The organism is Erythrobacter sp. Dej080120_24, from assembly GCF_036322605.1.
GTDB classification, from domain to species: domain Bacteria; phylum Pseudomonadota; class Alphaproteobacteria; order Sphingomonadales; family Sphingomonadaceae; genus Erythrobacter; species Erythrobacter aurantius.
The window spans coordinates 650,178-668,957 of sequence record NZ_AP027262.1; the positions used below are offsets into that span (position 1 = coordinate 650,178).

14 protein-coding genes are annotated in these 18,780 nt (G+C 62.3%); 8 read left to right on the forward strand and 6 right to left on the reverse strand.

The window, feature by feature from the left end; genetic code table 11:
• Nucleotides 1–95: 95 nt before the first annotated feature.
• Genes AABA34_RS03225 through AABA34_RS03240 form a run of 4 tightly spaced genes read left to right on the forward strand, consistent with a single transcriptional unit; the run spans nucleotide 96 to nucleotide 3,290 of the window.
• Nucleotides 96–2,156: a S9 family peptidase gene (locus AABA34_RS03225; RefSeq protein ID WP_338304675.1), complete on the forward strand. Its 2,061-nt coding sequence runs from the start codon at nucleotides 96–98 to the stop codon at nucleotides 2,154–2,156.
• Entirely contained in the window at nucleotides 2,153–2,605 is a 453-nt protein-coding gene (locus tag AABA34_RS03230) for a hypothetical protein (protein ID WP_338303867.1), read from the forward strand. The genes AABA34_RS03225 and AABA34_RS03230 overlap by 4 nt, the downstream gene beginning before the upstream one ends.
• The gene (locus tag AABA34_RS03235; RefSeq protein ID WP_338303868.1) at nucleotides 2,602–2,892 is read left to right on the forward strand and encodes a hypothetical protein; all 291 of its coding nucleotides are present in this window, start codon (nucleotides 2,602–2,604) and stop codon (nucleotides 2,890–2,892) included. Before AABA34_RS03230 ends, AABA34_RS03235 begins: the two co-directional genes overlap by 4 nt.
• Nucleotides 2,892–3,290, forward strand: coding sequence for an acyl-CoA thioesterase (locus tag AABA34_RS03240; protein ID WP_338303869.1), 399 nt, complete (start codon nucleotides 2,892–2,894; stop codon nucleotides 3,288–3,290). Before AABA34_RS03235 ends, AABA34_RS03240 begins: the two co-directional genes overlap by 1 nt.
• Here AABA34_RS03240 and AABA34_RS03245 read toward each other — a convergent pair.
• Nucleotides 3,287–5,026: a sensor domain-containing diguanylate cyclase gene (locus AABA34_RS03245; protein WP_338303870.1), complete on the reverse strand. Its 1,740-nt coding sequence runs from the start codon at nucleotides 5,024–5,026 to the stop codon at nucleotides 3,287–3,289. The genes AABA34_RS03240 and AABA34_RS03245 overlap by 4 nt on opposite strands.
• A 213-nt stretch (nucleotides 5,027–5,239) precedes the next feature.
• Between AABA34_RS03245 and AABA34_RS03250 the strand changes: the two genes are divergently transcribed.
• Together AABA34_RS03250 and AABA34_RS03255 are read left to right on the forward strand one after the other, a co-directional pair.
• The gene (locus tag AABA34_RS03250; protein ID WP_338303871.1) at nucleotides 5,240–6,610 is read left to right on the forward strand and encodes an OprO/OprP family phosphate-selective porin; all 1,371 of its coding nucleotides are present in this window, start codon (nucleotides 5,240–5,242) and stop codon (nucleotides 6,608–6,610) included.
• An 86-nt stretch (nucleotides 6,611–6,696) separates the two neighbouring features.
• On the forward strand, nucleotides 6,697–7,749 hold the full coding sequence (locus AABA34_RS03255) for a substrate-binding domain-containing protein (RefSeq protein WP_338303872.1): 1,053 nt from the start codon (nucleotides 6,697–6,699) through the stop codon (nucleotides 7,747–7,749).
• Between the two features lie 54 nt (nucleotides 7,750–7,803).
• Here the strand turns inward: AABA34_RS03255 and AABA34_RS03260 are convergent, their stop codons facing one another.
• The 3 genes from AABA34_RS03260 to AABA34_RS03270 are packed head-to-tail and all read right to left on the reverse strand — an operon-like array spanning nucleotide 7,804 to nucleotide 12,362.
• Nucleotides 7,804–9,354, reverse strand: a complete 1,551-nt coding sequence (locus tag AABA34_RS03260; RefSeq protein WP_338303873.1) for a bifunctional metallophosphatase/5'-nucleotidase — start codon at nucleotides 9,352–9,354, stop codon at nucleotides 7,804–7,806.
• On the reverse strand, nucleotides 9,354–11,762 hold the full coding sequence (locus AABA34_RS03265) for an FtsK/SpoIIIE family DNA translocase (protein ID WP_338303874.1): 2,409 nt from the start codon (nucleotides 11,760–11,762) through the stop codon (nucleotides 9,354–9,356). Before AABA34_RS03265 ends, AABA34_RS03260 begins: the two co-directional genes overlap by 1 nt.
• A gap of 48 nt (nucleotides 11,763–11,810) precedes the next feature.
• Complete coding sequence (locus AABA34_RS03270; RefSeq protein ID WP_338303875.1) at nucleotides 11,811–12,362, reverse strand: thiamine phosphate synthase; 552 nt, start codon at nucleotides 12,360–12,362, stop codon at nucleotides 11,811–11,813.
• Nucleotides 12,363–12,383: 21 nt separating this feature from the next.
• On the opposite strand from AABA34_RS03270, the gene AABA34_RS03275 reads away from it, so the two are divergent.
• A complete protein-coding gene (locus AABA34_RS03275) occupies nucleotides 12,384–13,049 on the forward strand; it encodes a YggS family pyridoxal phosphate-dependent enzyme (RefSeq protein ID WP_338303876.1) in 666 nt (221 codons plus the stop codon).
• Nucleotides 13,046–13,495 carry a hypothetical protein gene (locus tag AABA34_RS03280; protein ID WP_338303877.1) on the forward strand — a complete coding sequence of 150 codons (450 nt, stop codon included), beginning with the start codon at nucleotides 13,046–13,048 and terminating at the stop codon, nucleotides 13,493–13,495. The genes AABA34_RS03275 and AABA34_RS03280 overlap by 4 nt, the downstream gene beginning before the upstream one ends.
• 52 nt (nucleotides 13,496–13,547) lie before the next feature.
• Here AABA34_RS03280 and AABA34_RS03285 read toward each other — a convergent pair whose 3' ends face one another.
• Entirely contained in the window at nucleotides 13,548–15,869 is a 2,322-nt protein-coding gene (locus AABA34_RS03285; protein ID WP_338303878.1) for a TonB-dependent receptor, read from the reverse strand.
• A gap of 117 nt (nucleotides 15,870–15,986) precedes the next feature.
• The gene (locus AABA34_RS03290; RefSeq protein ID WP_338303879.1) at nucleotides 15,987–18,761 is read right to left on the reverse strand and encodes a [protein-PII] uridylyltransferase; all 2,775 of its coding nucleotides are present in this window, start codon (nucleotides 18,759–18,761) and stop codon (nucleotides 15,987–15,989) included.
• Nucleotides 18,762–18,780: the final 19 nt, after the last annotated feature.

An 18,780-nucleotide genomic window follows, 5' to 3' on the forward strand; every position in this document is an offset into this window, starting at 1 on the left:
CCCGCCTGAGCGTTCTGACCATCGCCTCCGCCCTTGCCGCCTTGATCACCAGCACCGCATCCGCCGATACACATGAGGACAATACCAGCGTGACCATGACGCCTCCCGTCGCCGAAAAGCGCGAACACAGCTACACCCACCACGGCATCACGATTTCCGACCCATATGACTGGCTCTACGACAAGTCCTATCCGACCGTCGATGACGAGGATGTGCTCGACTATGTGAAGGCGGAAAACGCCTATTTCGAAGCGCAGATGGCTCCACAGGCGGAATTGACCGAGGCGCTGTTCACCGAGATGCGCGCCCGGATCAAGGAAGACGACAGCACCGTGCCGCAACGCCGGGGCGACTTCCTCTACTGGTCCGAATTCGAAGAAGGCGCGCAATATCGCAAGCATTACCGCAAGCCCGTGGCAGGCGGTGAAGCGCAGTTGATCCTCGACCAGAACGAGCTGGCAGAGGGGCTCGAATACTTCAGCCTCGGCGCGCTGTCGGTGAGCAAGAGCGGGCGCTATCTCGCCTATTCGACCGACACCAACGGGTCCGAACGCTACACCGCGCGGATCAAGGATCTGGAGACCGGAGAACTGCTGCCGGACGAGATTCCGGGCATCCGATCGGGCCTCACCTGGGTCGCGAACGACACCGCGCTGGTTTACGGCCCTGCAAACGAGAATTGGCGCACGCTCGAGGCGAAACTGCACGTGATCGGCACCGGCGTCGATGAAGACGTGACCCTGTATGAAGAGGCCGACGAAAGCTTTGGCGTGGGCGCGGGGCTTTCCGCGCAGGAGGATTATCTCATCATCGCCACCGGTGACAACGAGACGAGCGAAGTGCGCTTCGTTTCCGCCGACAACCCCACAGGACCGCTCACGTTGGTCAAGGACCGGCGCAAGGGCGTCGAATACAGCGTCGACATCCGCGAAGGGGAAGTCTGGGTGTGGACCAATGACGATCACATCAACTTCCGCCTCGCCAAGGCCGATCTGGCGACGCCGGGCGAATGGGAAACGGTGATCGCGGGGTCGGATGAATTCTACCTCACCGATTTCGACCTGTTCGAAGGTTTCTTCGTCACCGAAGGGCGCTTGAACGGCCTCGATCAGGTGCAGATCCGCAGCTATGACGCGCCCACAGCGGCAAAGCCGATCGCCTTCCCCGAAACGAGCTATACCGCCGGGCTGTCGAACAATCCTGAATACGCGCAGACCAAGCTGCGGCTGTCCTATGAAAGCATGGTGACGCCGGATTCGGTCTATGATTACGATGTCGCCGCAGGGTCGCTCGAACTGCTCAAGCAGCAGGAAATCCCGAGCGGTTATGACGCGTCGCAATATGTGACCGAACGGCTGACGATCCAGGCGCGCGACGGGACGATGGTTCCGGTCAGCATCCTCTATCGCAAGGATCGCGACGAAATGAACGGCGGGCCGGGCGGTCCGCTGCACCTCTATGCCTATGGCGCATATGGCTATGCCGTGCCGCCGGGCTTTTCGACCACGCGGCTTTCCCTTGTGGATCGCGGTTTCGCCTATGCCATCGCGCATATTCGCGGCGGCGATGATCTGGGGCGGCGCTGGTATCTGCAGGGCAAGATGTTCGAACGGACCAACACCTTCAACGACTTCGTCGATGTCGGGCGCGGGCTGATCGCCAAGGGCTACACGGCCGAGGGCAAAGTTACCGCCAGCGGCGGTTCGGCCGGCGGTGAATTGATGGGCGCGATCGTCAATCAGGACCCGGCGCAATACGGGGCGATTGTCGCGCATGTGCCGTTTGTCGACGTGCTCAACACCATGCTCAACAAGGACCTGCCGTTGACGCCGGGCGAATGGCAGGAATGGGGCAACCCCATCGAGAGCAAGGAAGCCTTCGCCTATATCCTCAGCTACTCACCCTATGATCAGGTGAAGGCGCAGGATTACCCGCCGATGCTGGTGACGGCAGGGCTGAACGATCCTCGCGTGACCTATTGGGAGCCGGCAAAATGGGTCGCGAAGCTGCGCGACACCAAGACCGACGACAATGTGCTGCTGATGAAGACCAACATGGGCGCAGGCCATGGCGGCCAATCGGGCCGCTGGAACAGCTTGCGCGAAACGGCAGAGGAATTCGCGTTTATCCTGTGGCAGATGGGCATGGCCAAGTGAGGTTGGCTGATTATCTCGGCAAGCAACTGAAATCGGACGAGATGATCGATCTGCTTGAGACCCACGCGCTTGAGGTCGTCTATCATTTCGACCACTTTCACGAAGGTGCGCCGGATGAGTATCGCATTACCGACGCGTCCGCCGGTTTCGAGATGCTGCTCGACGAGAGCCAGAAGGTTAGGACGGTCTTCTGCTACGTGAGCGCAGAAGGCGGGATCTCCGCGATTGATCCCGCAATCGTCGGAGTGCCGTTCCTCCATTCCATCGCTGAAGTCGAAGCGACGGGCCGGACGATGGAATGCGAGTTCTCATCCAAGGAAGGGATCGAGTTTCTCGGCCGCGAATTGAGCTGGGCAAAGCTGACTTTCGGCGCCCGTGCCTGGCACTACGAGTTCGAGAACGCGGCGCTGCGAAAGGTCACGCTGATGGAAGGCTGGTCCGCTCCATGATGAGAGCATTGATCGGTATCGAGATCGTCTGCCTCTTGGTGGTGCTGCTGCTTGCGTTCTATGCGCTGTCTTGGACCGGGCCGGAAAACTGGGCCCTCGTCGGCCTGTTGCTCTATGGCGGCCCTGCGCTGATTGTCCTTTTGGCAGCAATGATCGTGGCGCTTATCCTCGTAACAACTTCCAAGGCCGAAGCCGTGCAGAAGACAAAGCTCAGGTGGTGGGCCACCATGCCTGCCGTAATCGGGGCCCTGCTGTTCACTTCAGTCGTCTTGTTCGAGACCAGTTGATGCCCAACCGCTTTACCCGCACCTTCACCGCCGCGCCCGAGCACATTGACGAGCTGGGCCACGTCAACAATTCGGTCTGGGTCCAGTGGATCCAGGACATGGCGACCGCGCATTGGGAGGCCGTGGCGGCGACCGCGCATCAGGAGCAGTTCTTCTGGGTCGTGATCCGGCACGAGATCGATTATCGCGGCAATATTTCCGAAGGGGAAAGCTCGCTCGGCACGACATGGATCGAAGGCGATCCGCGCGGGGCGAAATCGGTGCGACGGGTGGAGTTCACCGACCCTAGCGGCAAGGCGCTGGTCAGCGCGGCGACCACTTGGGCCATGCTTGATCGTGAAACGGGCAGGCTGGCGCGGATCAGGCCCGAAGTGCTCGCGCCCTTTGCGCAAGATTAGGCTGCGGCCTCGCCGGCAGGGCGTTGCTGGGGCCGTTCGCTGAACACCTTCAAGCGCTCGAAATACATCCGGTTGCGGCCCGTGGCCTTCGCTTCATAGAGCAGCCGGTCGGCGCGGGCGTAAAGATCGTGGAAGCCCATCAGGGTATCGGATGCGCGCGGCAGTTCGATCACGCCCATGCTGGCGGTGACGGGGCGATCCAGCCCTTCGACATCGCTCGCGATGCGCAGCGGCACTGCGCGGCGCAGCGATTCCGCCCGCTCGACCGCGCGCTTGCCGCGCAGCAGAAGCACGAATTCCTCCCCGCCAAGCCGCACCGCAATCGTATCGCGATCTTCCCCGCCGCGGATCGCTTCGGCGCAGGCGATCAGGGCACGGTCGCCCACCTGATGGCCGAAACGGTCGTTGATCTGCTTGAACCGATCAAGGTCGATCAGCGCGAAAGTGTCGAAACCTTGCCGGCGCAATTCGCCAAACCGTGCTTCCAGCGCGCGCCGGTTCATCAATCCCGTCAACGGATCGCGTTCGGACAGCTGCTCCATCATCCGCGCTTCCGTAACTGCAGCGTCGCGTTCACGTCTGATCTTGATAATCCGATCGACGATCCCGAGCGAGGTGAATACCACCTCCATTACCGCTCCGATGCGGAACAGCCATTGTGCATCGACATAGCCGCCATCGGTGCCGAGCATGGTCCCGATCCGCAAGATGCCCAGGATCACGAACGGCACCCATGCCACCAGCTGGAACCACACTGCCCTGCTGCCCCGGCGCGCGGCATCGATGACGAACCACATCATCAGCGCCAGCATCGGTCCGAAAGTGGCGTAATAGAATTTGGTCGAATAGGGTTCGAGCGCGTCGATCCGTACCATCCTCGCCAGTGTGATCACCATCATGCAAACGGCGGCGATTTCCAGCGTACGGCGCAGTTTCATGGACTGACGTTCGGTTTCGACGAACCGCGTGGCGAACATCACTGCGCAGACCATCACGAGACCGAAGGAACCGATGGCCAGATGGTTCATGGGATTGATCGACATCGGCCAATACAGCACGATCAGACCACTTGTCATCAGATGCATGGCCATCGCCAGCGTTAGACCCGCGTGCCACAACAGGAACGGGGCCCGCAGCGCCTTGTAGAACCCCAGATTTAGGATCGCGGGCAACAACAGGAAGCCGACGAAGATAGCGATCGTCACCCGTTCCCATTCGGCTTTCGGGTCTTTTCCGCGAGGTTGCGAGACAATCCGGGCGGAGGTGATGGTCGTGGGAAACTCCGCGCCCTCGATGACCGCGATGTGAGCGGTGATCTCCGGTCCACTAAGCGCGACGGGAACCGCAAAGCTGACCCCTGCTGCGCTGGCCATGATGTCCTGTGCTTCGTGGCGCTCCACCGCCGCCGCGCTGTTGCCACGGACTGCGATCATGGTCAGGGCGTCGAGATAGCCGGTGCGGGTTTCGAAATAGCCGCCTTGTCCGTCCTCGGCATCGATACGTACCGCAATCCGCCCCGGTCCGAGCGGCGGTGTGGTGCCGTCGCAGTGCCAATCGAGCGCGGCCGCCGGGATCCGGGCGATAGCCAGACTTTCCGGCACGCTCGCCGCGCAAATGCCTTGATCTTCCGCGAAAGAGGGTTCGTCGATTGTCCGTGCATGCGCCGTGCCCGGCACCAGCCACATGGCCAGTGCCGAAAGGGCTGCAAGAATGTACAATCGGCACAGTGATGGCATGACACACCGCTACACTCGCACCCCTTACGATGCTGTTAATCCGGTTAGAAAAAATGCGTGAAAATCTCGCAAAGACATGGGTTTGCAAAGTGTAAACGATCCATTGGGGCGCATACTTATGGCGCGCCGCTGAAAGCAAATTCCGCTCTGTCACATAAGTGACGCACATATGTCATAGGGGGGTCGCACTTTGGTCGGGAACAGGACAAATAAATGACATATTCCATTTCACGCGCGGCGCTCGCAGGTGCACTTTCCCTCGCCAGCAGTCCGGCGATGGCACAGGATGAAGAGGCACTGCGGCAGGAACTCGCCGAAATGCGGGCGATGATGGCGCAGATGGCGCAGCGGATCGACGCTCTTGAATCCGAATTGGCCGAGACCGAGGCCGAAGCAACTTCCGCAGCGGCTGTGGCAGATGCAGCCGCCCGATCAGCCGAAACGGCGCTGGCGAAGGCCGATGAAAGCGCGAGCATCGCCTTCAAGGGCATGCCGGAAATCAAGCGCGAAGGCGGTTGGAGCTTCAAGCCGCGCGGGCGCCTGCAATTCGATGCGGGCAATGTCGGTTCGCCGGATTCGACCGGTCGGGTTGACGGCTTCGGCGCGGAGGCCCGCCGGGCACGTCTGGGCGCATCGGGCGATATTCCGGGCGGCTTCGGCTACAAGTTCGAGTTCGATTTCGCAGCCAGCGAGTTGACCGTGACGGACGCGATCATCTCCTACGAAACCGGCGATGTCGAAATCCTTGTGGGCCAGTTCAACACCTTTCAGGGGCTGGAAGAACTGACCAGCAGCCTTCACACCAGCTTCATCGAACGTGCGGCATTCACCGATGTCCTTCCGTTCGAGCGCCGCGTCGGAGTCGGGGCCGTTTATCAAAGCGGGGATGTTCTGCTGCAGGCTGGCCTCTTCACCGACAACATGATTGACCTGCCCAACAAGAACCGCAGCGTCGATGCGCGGGCGGTGTTCATGCCGAAGCTGGGCGAAACCCAACTGCATCTGGGCGGGTCGGTGCACTACAACCGGCTCGAAGACGGCGCGACGCTGCGTTACCGCCAACGTCCGGGCGTGCATTTCAGCTCCGACCGGTTCATCGACACGGGCGCATTGGCTGCGGACGGTGAACTCGGCTTGGGACTGGAAGCGGCTGTGATCTCCGGTCCGTTCCATGTTTCGGCAGAAACCTTCTGGCAGACTGTCGACATGACGACCGCGCCAATTGATCCGACCTTCTTCGGCGGATCGATAGAAGCCGGCTATTTCCTCACCAAGGGCGATCGCCGCGGTTACAAGAACGGAACCTTTGACCGGGTGTTGCCCGCCAATCCCGTCGGTGAAGGCGGTATCGGTTCGGTGCAGGTCAACGTCCGTTATGATCGCCTCGACATGAACGATGCGGGCATCATCGGTGGCATACAGGACGGCTATTCCGCTTCGATCGTGTGGAAGCCGACGGACTACACCATGCTGCTCGCCAACTACGGGCATCTGGAATACACCGATGCGGCTTTCCCCGCCGCCGGGGGAGATCGCCAATACAACGTCGATACCTTCGCCGTGCGCGCCCAGATCGACTTCTGATCAGGATCCGGGCGCTGCCCTTTGTCACATGCTTGTCAAAAGCGCCGGGTAACGGCGCGCAATATTCAAAGTCAGGAACGAACACCATGAAATCGACTACCACTGCCATCATCGCCCTTGCTGCCACGCTGGCCCTTGCTGCCTGCGATTCCACTGGAGGCGGCTCCGGCACGCGCGATTCGATCCGCGCTGTCGGTTCTTCCACGGTATTTCCCTTTGCCAAGCAGGTGGCAGAAGGCTTCGTCCGCTCCAATCCGACCTACAAATCGCCGCTGATCGAATCGACCGGCACCGGCGGCGGCATCCAGCTGTTCTGTTCGGGTCAGGGGCCGGACACGCCTGACATGGCGAATGCTTCGCGCCGGATGAAGGCAAGCGAATTCGACAGCTGCGTTGCCAATGGGGTCGAGGAAGTGATTGAGCTCAAGGTCGGCCTTGACGGCATCGCCTTCGCATCGGCCAAGGACGGAATCACGCTGAACCTGTCGCCCAAGATCGTTTACGAAGCGCTGGCTGCAAAGCCCTATGGCCGTGAACAGACCGCCAAGACCTGGGCCGATGTCGACCCGTCGCTCCCCGCCGAACCGATCCTCGTCTACGGCCCACCGAGCACTTCGGGCACGCGCGATGCGCTCAAGGAACTCGTGCTCGAAGCCGGTTGCGACACCAATCCGGAAATGAAGGCGCTGAAGGACAGCGACAAGGATCGTCACCAGCAGATATGCACCGAAGTGCGATCGGATGGCGCCTATGTCGATCAGGGCGAGCAGGACAACCTCATCGTCCAGAAGATCGAGAGCAATCCGAAGTCGGTCGGCGTGTTCGGCTACTCCTACCTCGAAGAGAACCTCGACAAGGTGCAGGGCCTGACGATGAACGGTGTTGAACCGACCTATGAAAACATCGCCAGCTTCGCCTATCCGGGCGCGCGTCCGCTGTATGTCTACATCAAGAAGGCCCACATGCGCGCGATCCCCGGACTTGATCTGTATCTGCAGGAATGGATCAAGAGCTGGACCGCCGAAGGCCCGCTCGCCGCGATCGGCCTCGTCGCCCTTCCGGCTGACGAAATGACCGAGAACGCCCGCCGCGTGAACGAGCAGGTCGTCCTGACCCGCGCCGATCTGACCGGCGAATAATTCCAACCGGAATTCAAACGATGAGGCGGCGCTTCCCAGGCTGGAAGTGCCGCCTCAATTCTTTGGCACCTGCCTGCCAAGGCTCGGAACAGCTACGCTGTCGCGCTTGCTGAAATAGGCGATGATGGCGTCCGAGACTTTGCCGTGTTCGGCGATCCGCCTTCCTTGCGGGAATGTCGAATAGAGATCCCCGCCTTCGGCAAGGAAGCCCGCGACAGCGACCCTCAACCCCGCATCGTCCGCTACCGGATGCCCCTTGTGGGTGAGCGACACCAGCCGCTGGCGCTCAGGCCGATCAAGATCATAGGTCAGCTCGATACCCGAAACCTGCAGCAGCCCGCGCTCGAGCGTCAGTGATTGTTCGAGCACTTCGCGCAATTGCGCGCCTGTCATCTCCATCTCGATGATCGGATCGACAAAGGGATAGGCGTCGAGCAGGTCGACACGGTGAATTGCTCCGCGTGGCAGGTCCTTGCGCAGGCTGCCGCCGTGGACGAGACCGATATCCGCGCCTGAGGCTTCGACAAAGACATCGGCGAACAGATTGCCGATGGTCGATTCCTCGATGTAGCGGCGGAACATCACGCCTTCGCTCCGCCCGACCCGTTCGAACAATTCGGGAAAGCGCGCACGGTAGGCCTCGATGGTGCCTTCGACTTTCCAGTCGGGGGCAAGGACGGTGGAGTTGACAGGAATCAGCCTGCCATTGTGCTCGACGATCGTGCCGGTGCTGGGATCGAACCACAGTTCGAGCATCCCCAAGTGCGTGCCCTGACCATAGGTTTGCATCACCAGCGTGCCAGTCACCGGGTGGACCAGCGCCTGCTCCGTCCCGGCATCGGCATGGCCGCCCAGCAGCACGTCGATCCCCTCGACCGCCCCGGCGAGCGCCATGTCGGCCTCTACCCCGCGTGCGAGGCGTGGGTCGCTTTCCGCATCGGTCTGCATCGGCGCAGTCTTGCCCATGTGAGTAAGCAGCACGATCAGGTCGACATCATCGCGCAATTCCTCCACTGAGCGGCGCACCACGATGACCGGGTCGATCACGTCAAGCTCGTCGATGAAGGAGGGGATGATCGCGGTCGCCGCGTCTTGTCCCATGATCCCGATCACGCCGATCCGCACCCCGCCGCGTTCGATGATCGTGTGCGCCTGAGCGAAGGGATGATTTGTGTCCTTCCACAGCAGGTTTGCCGCGAGCACGGGAAAATTGGCGCGGTTCTTCTCCCAGCTCAGCACCGCTTCGCCATATTCGAATTCGTGATTGCCGATCGCCATCGCGTCGTAACGCATGGTGTTCATCAGTTCGAAGGCGAGCTGACCCTGGGTCAGCTTGGCGAGTGCGCCGGTGAAGATATCGCCCGAATCGAACAGGAAGGTGGTGGGCCGTTCGGCGCGGATCGAATTGATCAGCGTGGCCAGTTGCGGGACGCCGCCGATCTGCTCCATATCATCGAGCCAATATGCCTCGATCGGGTCATAGGCGCTTTCGACATCATTGGTGAACAGCAGGGTGATGTGCTGGGCGGGAACCGAGTCGGCGCTTGCGGCGGTGGGTGCGAATGCGAGCAGGGCGCCCAGCAGCGGACCGACAAGGCCGCGCATCAGATCGGATTTCCGTCCTGATCGCGGAAGATCTCGCGCCGTCCGACGTGGTTGGCCGGACCGACCAGGCCTTCGCTTTCCATCCGCTCGATCCATTTGGCGGCGGTGTTGTAGCCCACGCCCATCTGGCGTTGCAGCCACGATCCGGAAGCCTTCTGGTTCTCGATCACGATCTGGCACGCCTGACGGTACTTGCGCTCTTCGGGATTGTCGCTGGCGGTGAATTCGTCCTCGAAGGCAAAGCCGCCTTCCTCGGGTTCCTCGGTGACGGCATCGACATATTCGGGCGCTCCTTGAGCGCGCCAGAAATCTGCCACCGCTTCGACTTCCTCGTCCGAAACGAAGGGGCCATGGACGCGGATCGTCGCGCCGGTGTTGGGCTTGTAGAGCATGTCGCCCCGGCCCAGCAGCTGCTCTGCCCCCTGTTCGCCTAGGATGGTGCGGCTGTCGATCCGGCTTGTCACCTTGAAGCTGATGCGGGTCGGCAGGTTGGCCTTGATCACCCCGGTGATCACGTCGACCGAGGGGCGCTGCGTCGCCATGATCAGGTGGATGCCGGCCGCGCGCGATTTCTGCGACAGGCGCTGGATCAGAACTTCGATTTCCTTGCCCACCGTCACCATGAGGTCGGCCAGTTCGTCGACGATCAGGACAATCTGCGGCAGCGGCTGGTAGTCAAGCTGTTCCTCCTCGTACAACTGCTCGCCCGTATCGGGATCGAACCCGGTCTGCACCCGGCGGCCCAGCGGCTTGCCCTTGGCGGCGGCGGCGCGCACTTTCTCGTTGAAGGAGTTGATGTTGCGCGAATTGATGCTGCTCATCATGCGATAGCGCCGCTCCATCTCCTCGACCGCCCATTTCAGCGCGCGCACGCTTTTGTGCGGTTCGGTGACAACGGGGGAGAGCAGGTGCGGGATGTCGTCGTAGCTCTTCAGTTCCAGCACCTTGGGGTCGATCAGGATCAACCGGCATTCCTCGGGTGTGAAGTGATAGAGCAGCGACAGCAGGATGCAGTTGAGGCCCACCGACTTGCCCGAACCGGTTGTCCCGGCGACCAGCAGGTGCGGCATGGCGGCAAGATCGGCGATGATCGGTTCGCCTGCGATATCCTTGCCCAGAATGATCGGAAGATTGCCTTTGGATTCGGCGAAATCGGCCGAGGCGGCGAGCTCTTTCAGCATCACCACCTGACGATCGGCATTGGGCAATTCAATCCCCATCACCGTCTTGCCGGGAATGGGAGAAACGCGCGCGGAAATCGCGCTCATGTTGCGGGCGATGTCTTCGGCAAGGCCGACGACGCGGCTCGCCTTGATCCCGGGCGCGGGCTCCAGCTCGTACATCGTCACCACCGGGCCGGTGCGCACCGCCGTGATTTCGCCCTTCACATTGAAATCGTCGAGCACGTTTTCGAGCAGGCGGGCGTTGCGTTCGAGCGCCAGCTTGTCGAGCTTGGGCCCACTGTCGGCGGGCGGATCGGCAAGCAGGTCGAGGCTCGGCAATTCATAGGTGGCGAACATGTCGCGCTGGTTCTTGCGGGCCGGTTCGGCGCGCTTGGGCGGGGCCGAAGGGTCGGTAATTTCGGGCGATCGCCGGGGCGCGGGCTCGGTCGCAGGTTCGGCAGCGCGCTCGGGCCGTCCCTTGGCCCGTCGGGCCTTGCTGGCCGGAGCCTCGAGCGGATCGTCATCCGCGAAATCGAGCGCGGTATCTCGCCTGACAAACGGCAGCCGCGAAAGGAGGCCACCCGCCAGCGCGCCGCCGCCGAGGAAATTGGGGAGAGTCATCAGCTTGCGCCAGTCGATCGCGAAGATCCGCGTCACCAGCGCGGTTCCCCCGGCGAGGCAAACGAAGGCCGCACCCAGAGTGATCCATCCTGCGGCGCCTTCGCCAAAACGGGCGGCGATAGCTTCAATCCCCGTCGCGCCGAGCAGGCCCGATACTCCGCCCAACTGCGCGGGCAAGGTTCCGCCGGTGCGTTCGAACGCGAGCGACAGCACCGTGCCGAACAGCATCATCGCGATCAGCAAGAGGCCGGTGGGCAGCCACCAGCGGGTGCCTTCGCCGTCGTCATCGGCTCCGTCCAGCTCCACCGCGCGCCACAGCTTGCGGGCCGAGATATAGAGCAGCGGCAACAGCAATACGCCCGGCAGGCCAAAGGCGAACAGCACCCGGTCGGAAACCCATGCGCCCCAGCTTCCCATCCAGTTCGCGACCTGATCCGGCGCGGCAGCGGTCGATGGGCTGGGATCGGTCTGCGTATAGCTGGCAAGCGACAGGGCGAGGAATACCATCGCCATCAGCAGCACGCCCGCGCCGGTCATCTGCGCGGCGCGGCGGATGCTGCGGCGCAGGCCGATGCGCCAGTCAGCGGTGGGTTGCTTGCGGGTGTTCATTGCGCGGGTCGCCATTGGGGGCTCCTGTATCGGAACACATCATGAATCCTTGGCGAGTCCGGGTCAAGGAACAAGCGTTCGGCTGAGCCCGTCAATCGCCGCCCAACGCGGCCAGCCGAGCACGCGTGCGCGGCCTGCATCCATGCCGCCGAGCGCGATGACGGGCACCTGCGCATGCTGCGCGAGCAATCGAAACCTTACCGGGCCGAGCACTTGCCCGCCGGGATGCGAGCGTGTCGTGAACACCGGTGACAGCAGCACCGCATCCGCACCGAGCCGGCTGGCCAGCCCGATCTCGCCGAGATCATGCGCGGTCGCCAGATGCAGCAGCCCCTCCCGCCGGGGCCAGAGCGAACGCGGCGCGCCATAAATCCCGTCCGCGCCCCATTCCGTCGCGGTGAGGACGCTGTCGGCAAGCACAATCACATGGCCGCGACTGCGTGCGATGCGCCGCAGCCTCAGAAACCGCTGCAAACGTTCAGGCCCATCGAGGTGATAGTGGCGATAGATGAACCCGCTCCCGCGCGGCAGGCGGCGCAGCGCATCCTCAAGACCTGCATCATTGCGTGCATCGGAGATGAGCCACAGATGCGGGAGGGGCTTTAAACGTTTCACGCTCGCTCTATAGCGCGCCCTATGGAAAGTGCAGCAACCCGCCTTGAAGAAGTTCGCGCCAATATCGCGCGCGTGTGCAAACCCGCCCGGCGCGAAGCCGCGGATGTGACCCTGATCGCGGTCAGCAAGACGCATCCGGCCGAGCGGATCGAGCCGCTGCTGGAGGCCGGGCACCGCGTCTTTGGCGAAAACCGGGTTCAGGAGGCGCAAGGCAAATGGCCCGCGCTGCGCGAGGCCTATCCGGATGTGGAGCTGCACCTGATCGGGCAGTTGCAATCGAACAAGACGGATGATGCGGTGGCGCTGTTCGACGTGATCCATTCGCTCGACCGGCCAAGCCTGCTGAAGGCGCTGGCAGCGGCGATGGACAAGGCAGGCAGGCGCGTGCCGTGCTTCGTGCAGGTCAATATCGGAGACGAGGAGCAGAAGGGCGGCTGCGCGATTGCCGATCTGCCAGCGTTTCTCGAACAGGTGCGCGCCTCCGGCATTCCGCTCGCCGGGCTGATGTGCATTCCGCCTGCCGATATCGAACCCGCGCCGTTCTTCGCGCTGCTGGCCAAGCTGGCCAAGGACAACGGGCTGGATGGCCTCTCCATGGGAATGAGCGGCGATTATAAGACAGCGGTGATGCTGGGCGCGACGCATGTCCGGGTCGGCACGGCGTTGTTCGGCGCGCGGGGCGCATGACGCCCGAAGCGTTTGCAGCGCGCTGGGTGCAGCGCCTGTCGGACGGGGCATGGGCGCGGTTTGAACACGGCGCGCCCGATCCGGCGGCTTTCATCCATTCGGCGGTGGCTGACGGGTTTGTCGGCTCGCTCGGCCTCAAGCCCATCGGCTACAACTGGGAATTGCTTGATCCGTCAGGCGACGCATCCGCGCCGCGCTCCGCAATGGGTGAATTGACGCTCGCGATGTCGGGCGACCTCGCCAATCCCAACCGGCCATGGCTGCCCGAAGAAGACGCGCGCCGGTGCGCCGGAGATTTTCTGGCGCTGTTCGATTCCACGACCCGCACGATCGTCTCCAACCGTTACGACGGATTGTGGAACCCGATTGCGGGCCACGCTGTCGAATGGGGCTTCGTCGGCTGGGATCAGAACCGGATCGCGCTGCTGCTGCTCGCCGCCCAATGAAAAAGGCGCCCCGTTTCCGGAGCGCCTTTCTCTTTGTTTGCGGAGTTCCTGATCAGAACTCGAACAGGGCCTCGATCCCGACGTTCCGGCCGCGCTGGAGCGGCGAGAAGGTGCCGGCGCCGGGCAGCGGATCGAACGGACGGTTGATGCCGTTCGACAGCGGGCCGCCAAACGGGATCTGGGTGTCGCCACCGACCTGCACCTGATCGAACAGGTTGCGGCCGTAAACCGACAGCGACAGACCATCGACCGGGGTGACCCAGGTGATGTTCGCTTCGAGATTGCTGATGTCCTGCACGAAACCGCGGTTGTCGTCGGTGTAGGCGAATTCCTCGCGATACTGGTAATTCACGCGGGTGAGGATTTCGCTGTCACCGAGGAACAGTTCGTGGACAAGGCCCACGCCCCAGGTGATTTCCGGCACGCGCGGCAGACGCAGGTTGAGGTCTGCATCGTTGATCAAGCCGTCACCCGAAATGTCGAACAGGATTTCGTCATATTCGTCATCGATGATGCCGATGTTGGCAGTGAACAGCAGCGAATCCGACACGCGCATGCGGGCTTCGGCTTCGACACCGGTGATGGTGGCATCGGCGGTGTTGAAGATCGACTGGGCCACACCCGAAACCGGGTCCGACTGGTTCACTTCGCGCTGCATGTTCTCGATCTTGGTGATGTAAGCCGCCACGTTGATCGTGAAGGCACCATCAGCCGACTGGAACTTGCCGCCGATTTCGAAATTGTCGACCTGTTCTTCGTCAAACGAGAACGTGCCGCCCGGACGGGCAACGATCGCTTCGAACGCGCGGGCGTTGGTGATGCGGAAGTTGTAGCCGCCCGAACGGAAACCGCGGGTCCAGTGGCCATAGACCTGGCTGTCGTTGAATTCGTACTGCAGACCAAGCTTCGGCGAGAGGTTGCGGAACCGCACGCGATCGGAGAACCCGTTGTTTTCCGTCGGAATGAACGGGTTGGTGCCGGTCGTCGGGCAGGTGCTGTCGACCACTGAACAGGCCGGGCGCGGACGCACATAGGTGACGTCGGCGTCCTTGGTTTCCTGGCTCCAGCGGATGCCGGCGATGATCGACAGATCGCTGGTCAGATAGAACTGGCCGTTGACGAAAGCGCCCAGCACTTCGTGATCCTGACGGCCGCCACCGAAGAAGGTAAGCGGGGTCGAAACCGGGATCTGGCGCACTTCGGTGTAGGCGAGCGTCTGGTCGAAATAGAAGCCGCCGACAGTCAGGTCGAAATTGTCGGTCGAGATCGCATAGCGCAGCTCGTTCGAAATCTGGTCCTGCGCGGTTTCGGTGTTCGAGTGGAACAGGAACAGCGCGGTCGCGTCGATGTCGGCATCGGTCAGCGCGCTGTAGTCGCGATAGCCGAAGATGTTGGTCAGCGTGCCCGGGCCGATATCCCATTCCGCCGTCAGCGAGGTGGTGAGGATTTCGGTGTCGTAGAACCCGGCGTTGTCGATCGCGAAATCGAAGCTGTCGCGATCAAAGATGCCGCGGTTCTGGCCAGCGGGGCCATCACCGTTCGAATCGAAATAGTCGACCTTGCCGGTAAGCGTGAGATCGCCAAGCCGCGCTTCGAGGGCGCCGCGCAGGATGTAGGTTTCGGCCTGGCCGAAGTTCGATCCGTCGAAGCTGTTGCGGAAGTAGCCGCGATCATTGTTGTAATAGCCTGCGACCTTGAACAGCAGCGTGTCTTCGATGATCGGGCCGGAAAGCACCGCGCTCGCGGTGTAGTTTTCACCGCCACGGCCACCGTCAACCGGACCGTCGACCGCCGCGCGGACCTTGCCGCGGAAATCCTCGGTCGGGCTGGTGGTGTTGATCAGAACCGCGCCGCCGGTCACGTTGCGACCGAACAGAACGCCCTGCGGGCCGCGCAGGATTTCGACGCTTTCAAGGTCGAAAATGTCGAACACGACGCCGCCGTTGATGCCGAGATAGACACCATCGACGAACACGCCGACGGTCGGATCGATCGACGGGATTGACGAATTGATGCCAAGGCCGCGGATCGAGAAGTTCGCCGTGCCGCGGCTGGTGCCGATCTGGTCGAGGCTGACGTTGGGAGCCTGGAACGTAAGGCCCTGCACGTCGCGGATCTTGAAGGCTTCGAGCGTGTCTTCGTTAAACGCGGTCACCGCCAGCGCGACATCCTGAACATCTTCGGGATCGCGGGTCTTGGTGCCGGTGACGACGATGTTGCCGATCGTGTCGAGCGCGCTGGCGCGCTCTTGCGGCTGCGCGTCGTCTGCGACGGTTTCGTCCTGGGTAGTCTGGGCAAGTGCGGCAAAGGGGGTTGCGGCGCACGTGCAGAGAAGGAGCGCGGTAAGGGTCCGCGCGGGGGTACGGATATTCATGTAATAACCTCTCCTGACGTAGGGGAGGTTGCCTCTAGAAAATCAGTAGCTCCGGCGCAACCTATTCCGCAGGTCGCTGGTCGAACTGTCATGCCGTTGGTCTGTCAGGCCGGAAAATCAGGCCTTTTCGTGCTCACGCTGGCGTTCGTCACTGGCGGCGGACAGCAACGCCGCCTCTATTTCGGCGAGGCGATCGGGCGCGGTCACCTTGCTGCCGGTGAGATCCGTCACATAGAAAGTGTCCGCCACCGCTTCGCCATAGGCGGTGATGTGCGCCGATTGCACGATCAGATTCGCCCGGAACAGCGCATAGGCCAGCCGGTTCAGCAGCGCCGGACGATCGCGCGCAGTCACTTCGATCACCGTGAAGTGGTTGGAAGCCGAATTGTCGAAGCCGACCCGCGGGGCGACTGCAAATGCCGCCGCGCGTGAATGAGCGAGTGGGCGGGCGGCGAGCTTGGGCACCAGTTCGACATTCGCCTGCAGCGCATCGCGCACGCCCTTTTTCAACCGGGCAATCTGGGTTTCCTCGCGGAACGGACCGCCGTGCTGATCCTGGACCAGGAAGTTGTCGAAGGCATAGCCGTTCATCGCGGTGTGAATGCGCGCATCGATGATGTTTGCGCCGGCAAGATGCATCCCGCCCGCCATGCGATAGAACAGTCCGGGATGGTCAGGCGCGATCACACTGACGAGCGTCGCGCCGCGATCCTCGTCCACCTCGCAATGGATCGAGAGGTGATCCTTGATCCGCTGTGCTTCTTCATACTGCACCAGATTCTTGGCGATGATGTCTTCGGGTTCGGCGATCCAGTAAGCGTCCGCCATCAGTTCGCCCACTTCCTCGACCAGATAGGCTTTCTTGCCCAGCAGTTCGCCAGTCGCAGCCTTGCGTGCTGCGACGCGCTGCGCCCTGCCGGTGCGCTTGTGGCCAAGCCGCAGCCGTTCCTGCGCGGCGTCGTATAGTTCGCCCAGCAGCTGTCCTTTCCAGCTGTTCCACGTCCCCGGCCCGACTGCGCGAATATCCACCGCCGTCAGGATCGCGAGATTGCGCAGCCGTTCGAGCGATTGCACCTGCGCGACGAAATCCTCGATCGTCTTGGGGTCTGTCAGGTCGCGTTTCTGCGCGGTGGAGCTCATCAGCAGATGTTGCAGCACCAGCCAGGCGACCAGTTCCGTCTCCTTTTCATCCAGCCCAAAACGCGGGCACAACTCGCGCGCCACCTCTGCTCCGAGCACCGAATGATCGCCGCCGCGCCCCTTGGCGATATCATGCAGCAGCACCGCGACGAACAGCGCCCGGCGCGAGGCGACCTTGTGGATCTGCCGGGTTCCGCGGGGGTGATCCGCTGCGAGCAGGCCGCGCTCGATCTGCGACAGAAGCCCGATCGCCCGGATCGTGTGTTCGTCGACAGTGTAGTGGTGATACATGTCAAACTGCATCTGGGCGTTGACCCGCCCGAAATCGGGCACGAAGCGGCCGAACACGCCTGCCTCGTTCATCCAGCGCAGCGCGGTTTCCGGGTCTTTCCGCCCGCCCAGCAGATCAAGGAACAGCGCATTGGCGCGCGGGTCCTTGCGCACCGAGGCGTCAATCAGCTTGCTGTCGCGGTCCGCCTGCCGCATCGTCTGGGGGTGGACCTCGAGCCCTTCGGCCTCGGCAATCTGGAACACTTCGATCAGCCGCACCGGGTCCTTTGCAAACCAGTCGTCGCTTTGCGCTTTGATCCGCCCGCTGTCGATCACATAGCCCCGGTGGACACGCGGCTTGGCCGACCATCCGGCGAAGAAGCCGCTGCGGGCGCGTTTCTTGGCGTATTGTTCATCAAGGTGGGCGAGGAACACGCCCGTCAGATTGCCGACCCGTTTTGCCTGCAGGAAATAATACTGCATGAAGCGTTCGACCGCGCTCTTGCCCGGTCGATCGGCGAAATTCATCCGCTCCGCCACCTGCCGTTGCAGGTCGAAGGTCAGCCGGTCCTCTGCCCGGCCGGTGATGACGTGCATGTGGCAGCGCACCGCCAGCAAAAACCCTTCGGCACGGCGAAAACCGCGATATTCGCTTTCCGTGAACAACCCGACGTTGACGAGGTCGGCGGCGCTTTCCACGCGGTGCTTGTACTTGCCGATCCAGTACAGCGTTTGCAGGTCGCGAAGGCCGCCCTTGCCTTCCTTGATATTGGGTTCGACGACATAGCGGCTGTCGCCCATGCGCTTGTGCCGCTGGTTGCGCTCTTCGAGCTTTTGCGAAAGGAACTGCTGTTCGCTGCCCTTGGCCACTTCGGTCCAGAAACGCTGGCGCAATTCCTCGTACACGCCTTGATCGCCCCAGATCAGTCGCCCTTCGAGCAGGGCGGTGCGGATCGTCAGATCATCCTTTGCCATGCGCATGGTGTCGGAGACGGTGCGGCTGGAATGGCCGACTTTCAGGCCTAGATCCCAGAGCATGTAAAGCATCGCCTCGATCACCTGTTCGCACCAGGGTGATCGCTTCATCGGGGTGACAAAGGCAATGTCGACATCCGATTGGGGCGCCATTTCCGCACGCCCGTATCCGCCCACCGCCAATACGGCGAGCCTTTCGGCAGTGGTGCGATTGCCCGGCGGATATACCATCTCGGTGACGTAATCATGGATCACGCGCACGATCTGGTCGGTCAGGAAGGCGTAGCCCAGCGTGATTTCGTGCCCTGCTGAAGGCTTTTCGGTGAGGCGGGATTCAAGTTCGCGCCGCCCGTCATCAAGCGCGCTTTGTAAGGCGGCAAGAACGGGCTTGCGCGCGTTCTTGCCGTGCTGTTCGACCAGGCTCGCGATCTTGCCCGTCAACTCGCGGCGATTGATGATGGCGCGCTGGCGGGGAACGCGCCGACTGGGCAGGCTCCAGTCGGTCATCGCGTTCCCCCAAGTTGTA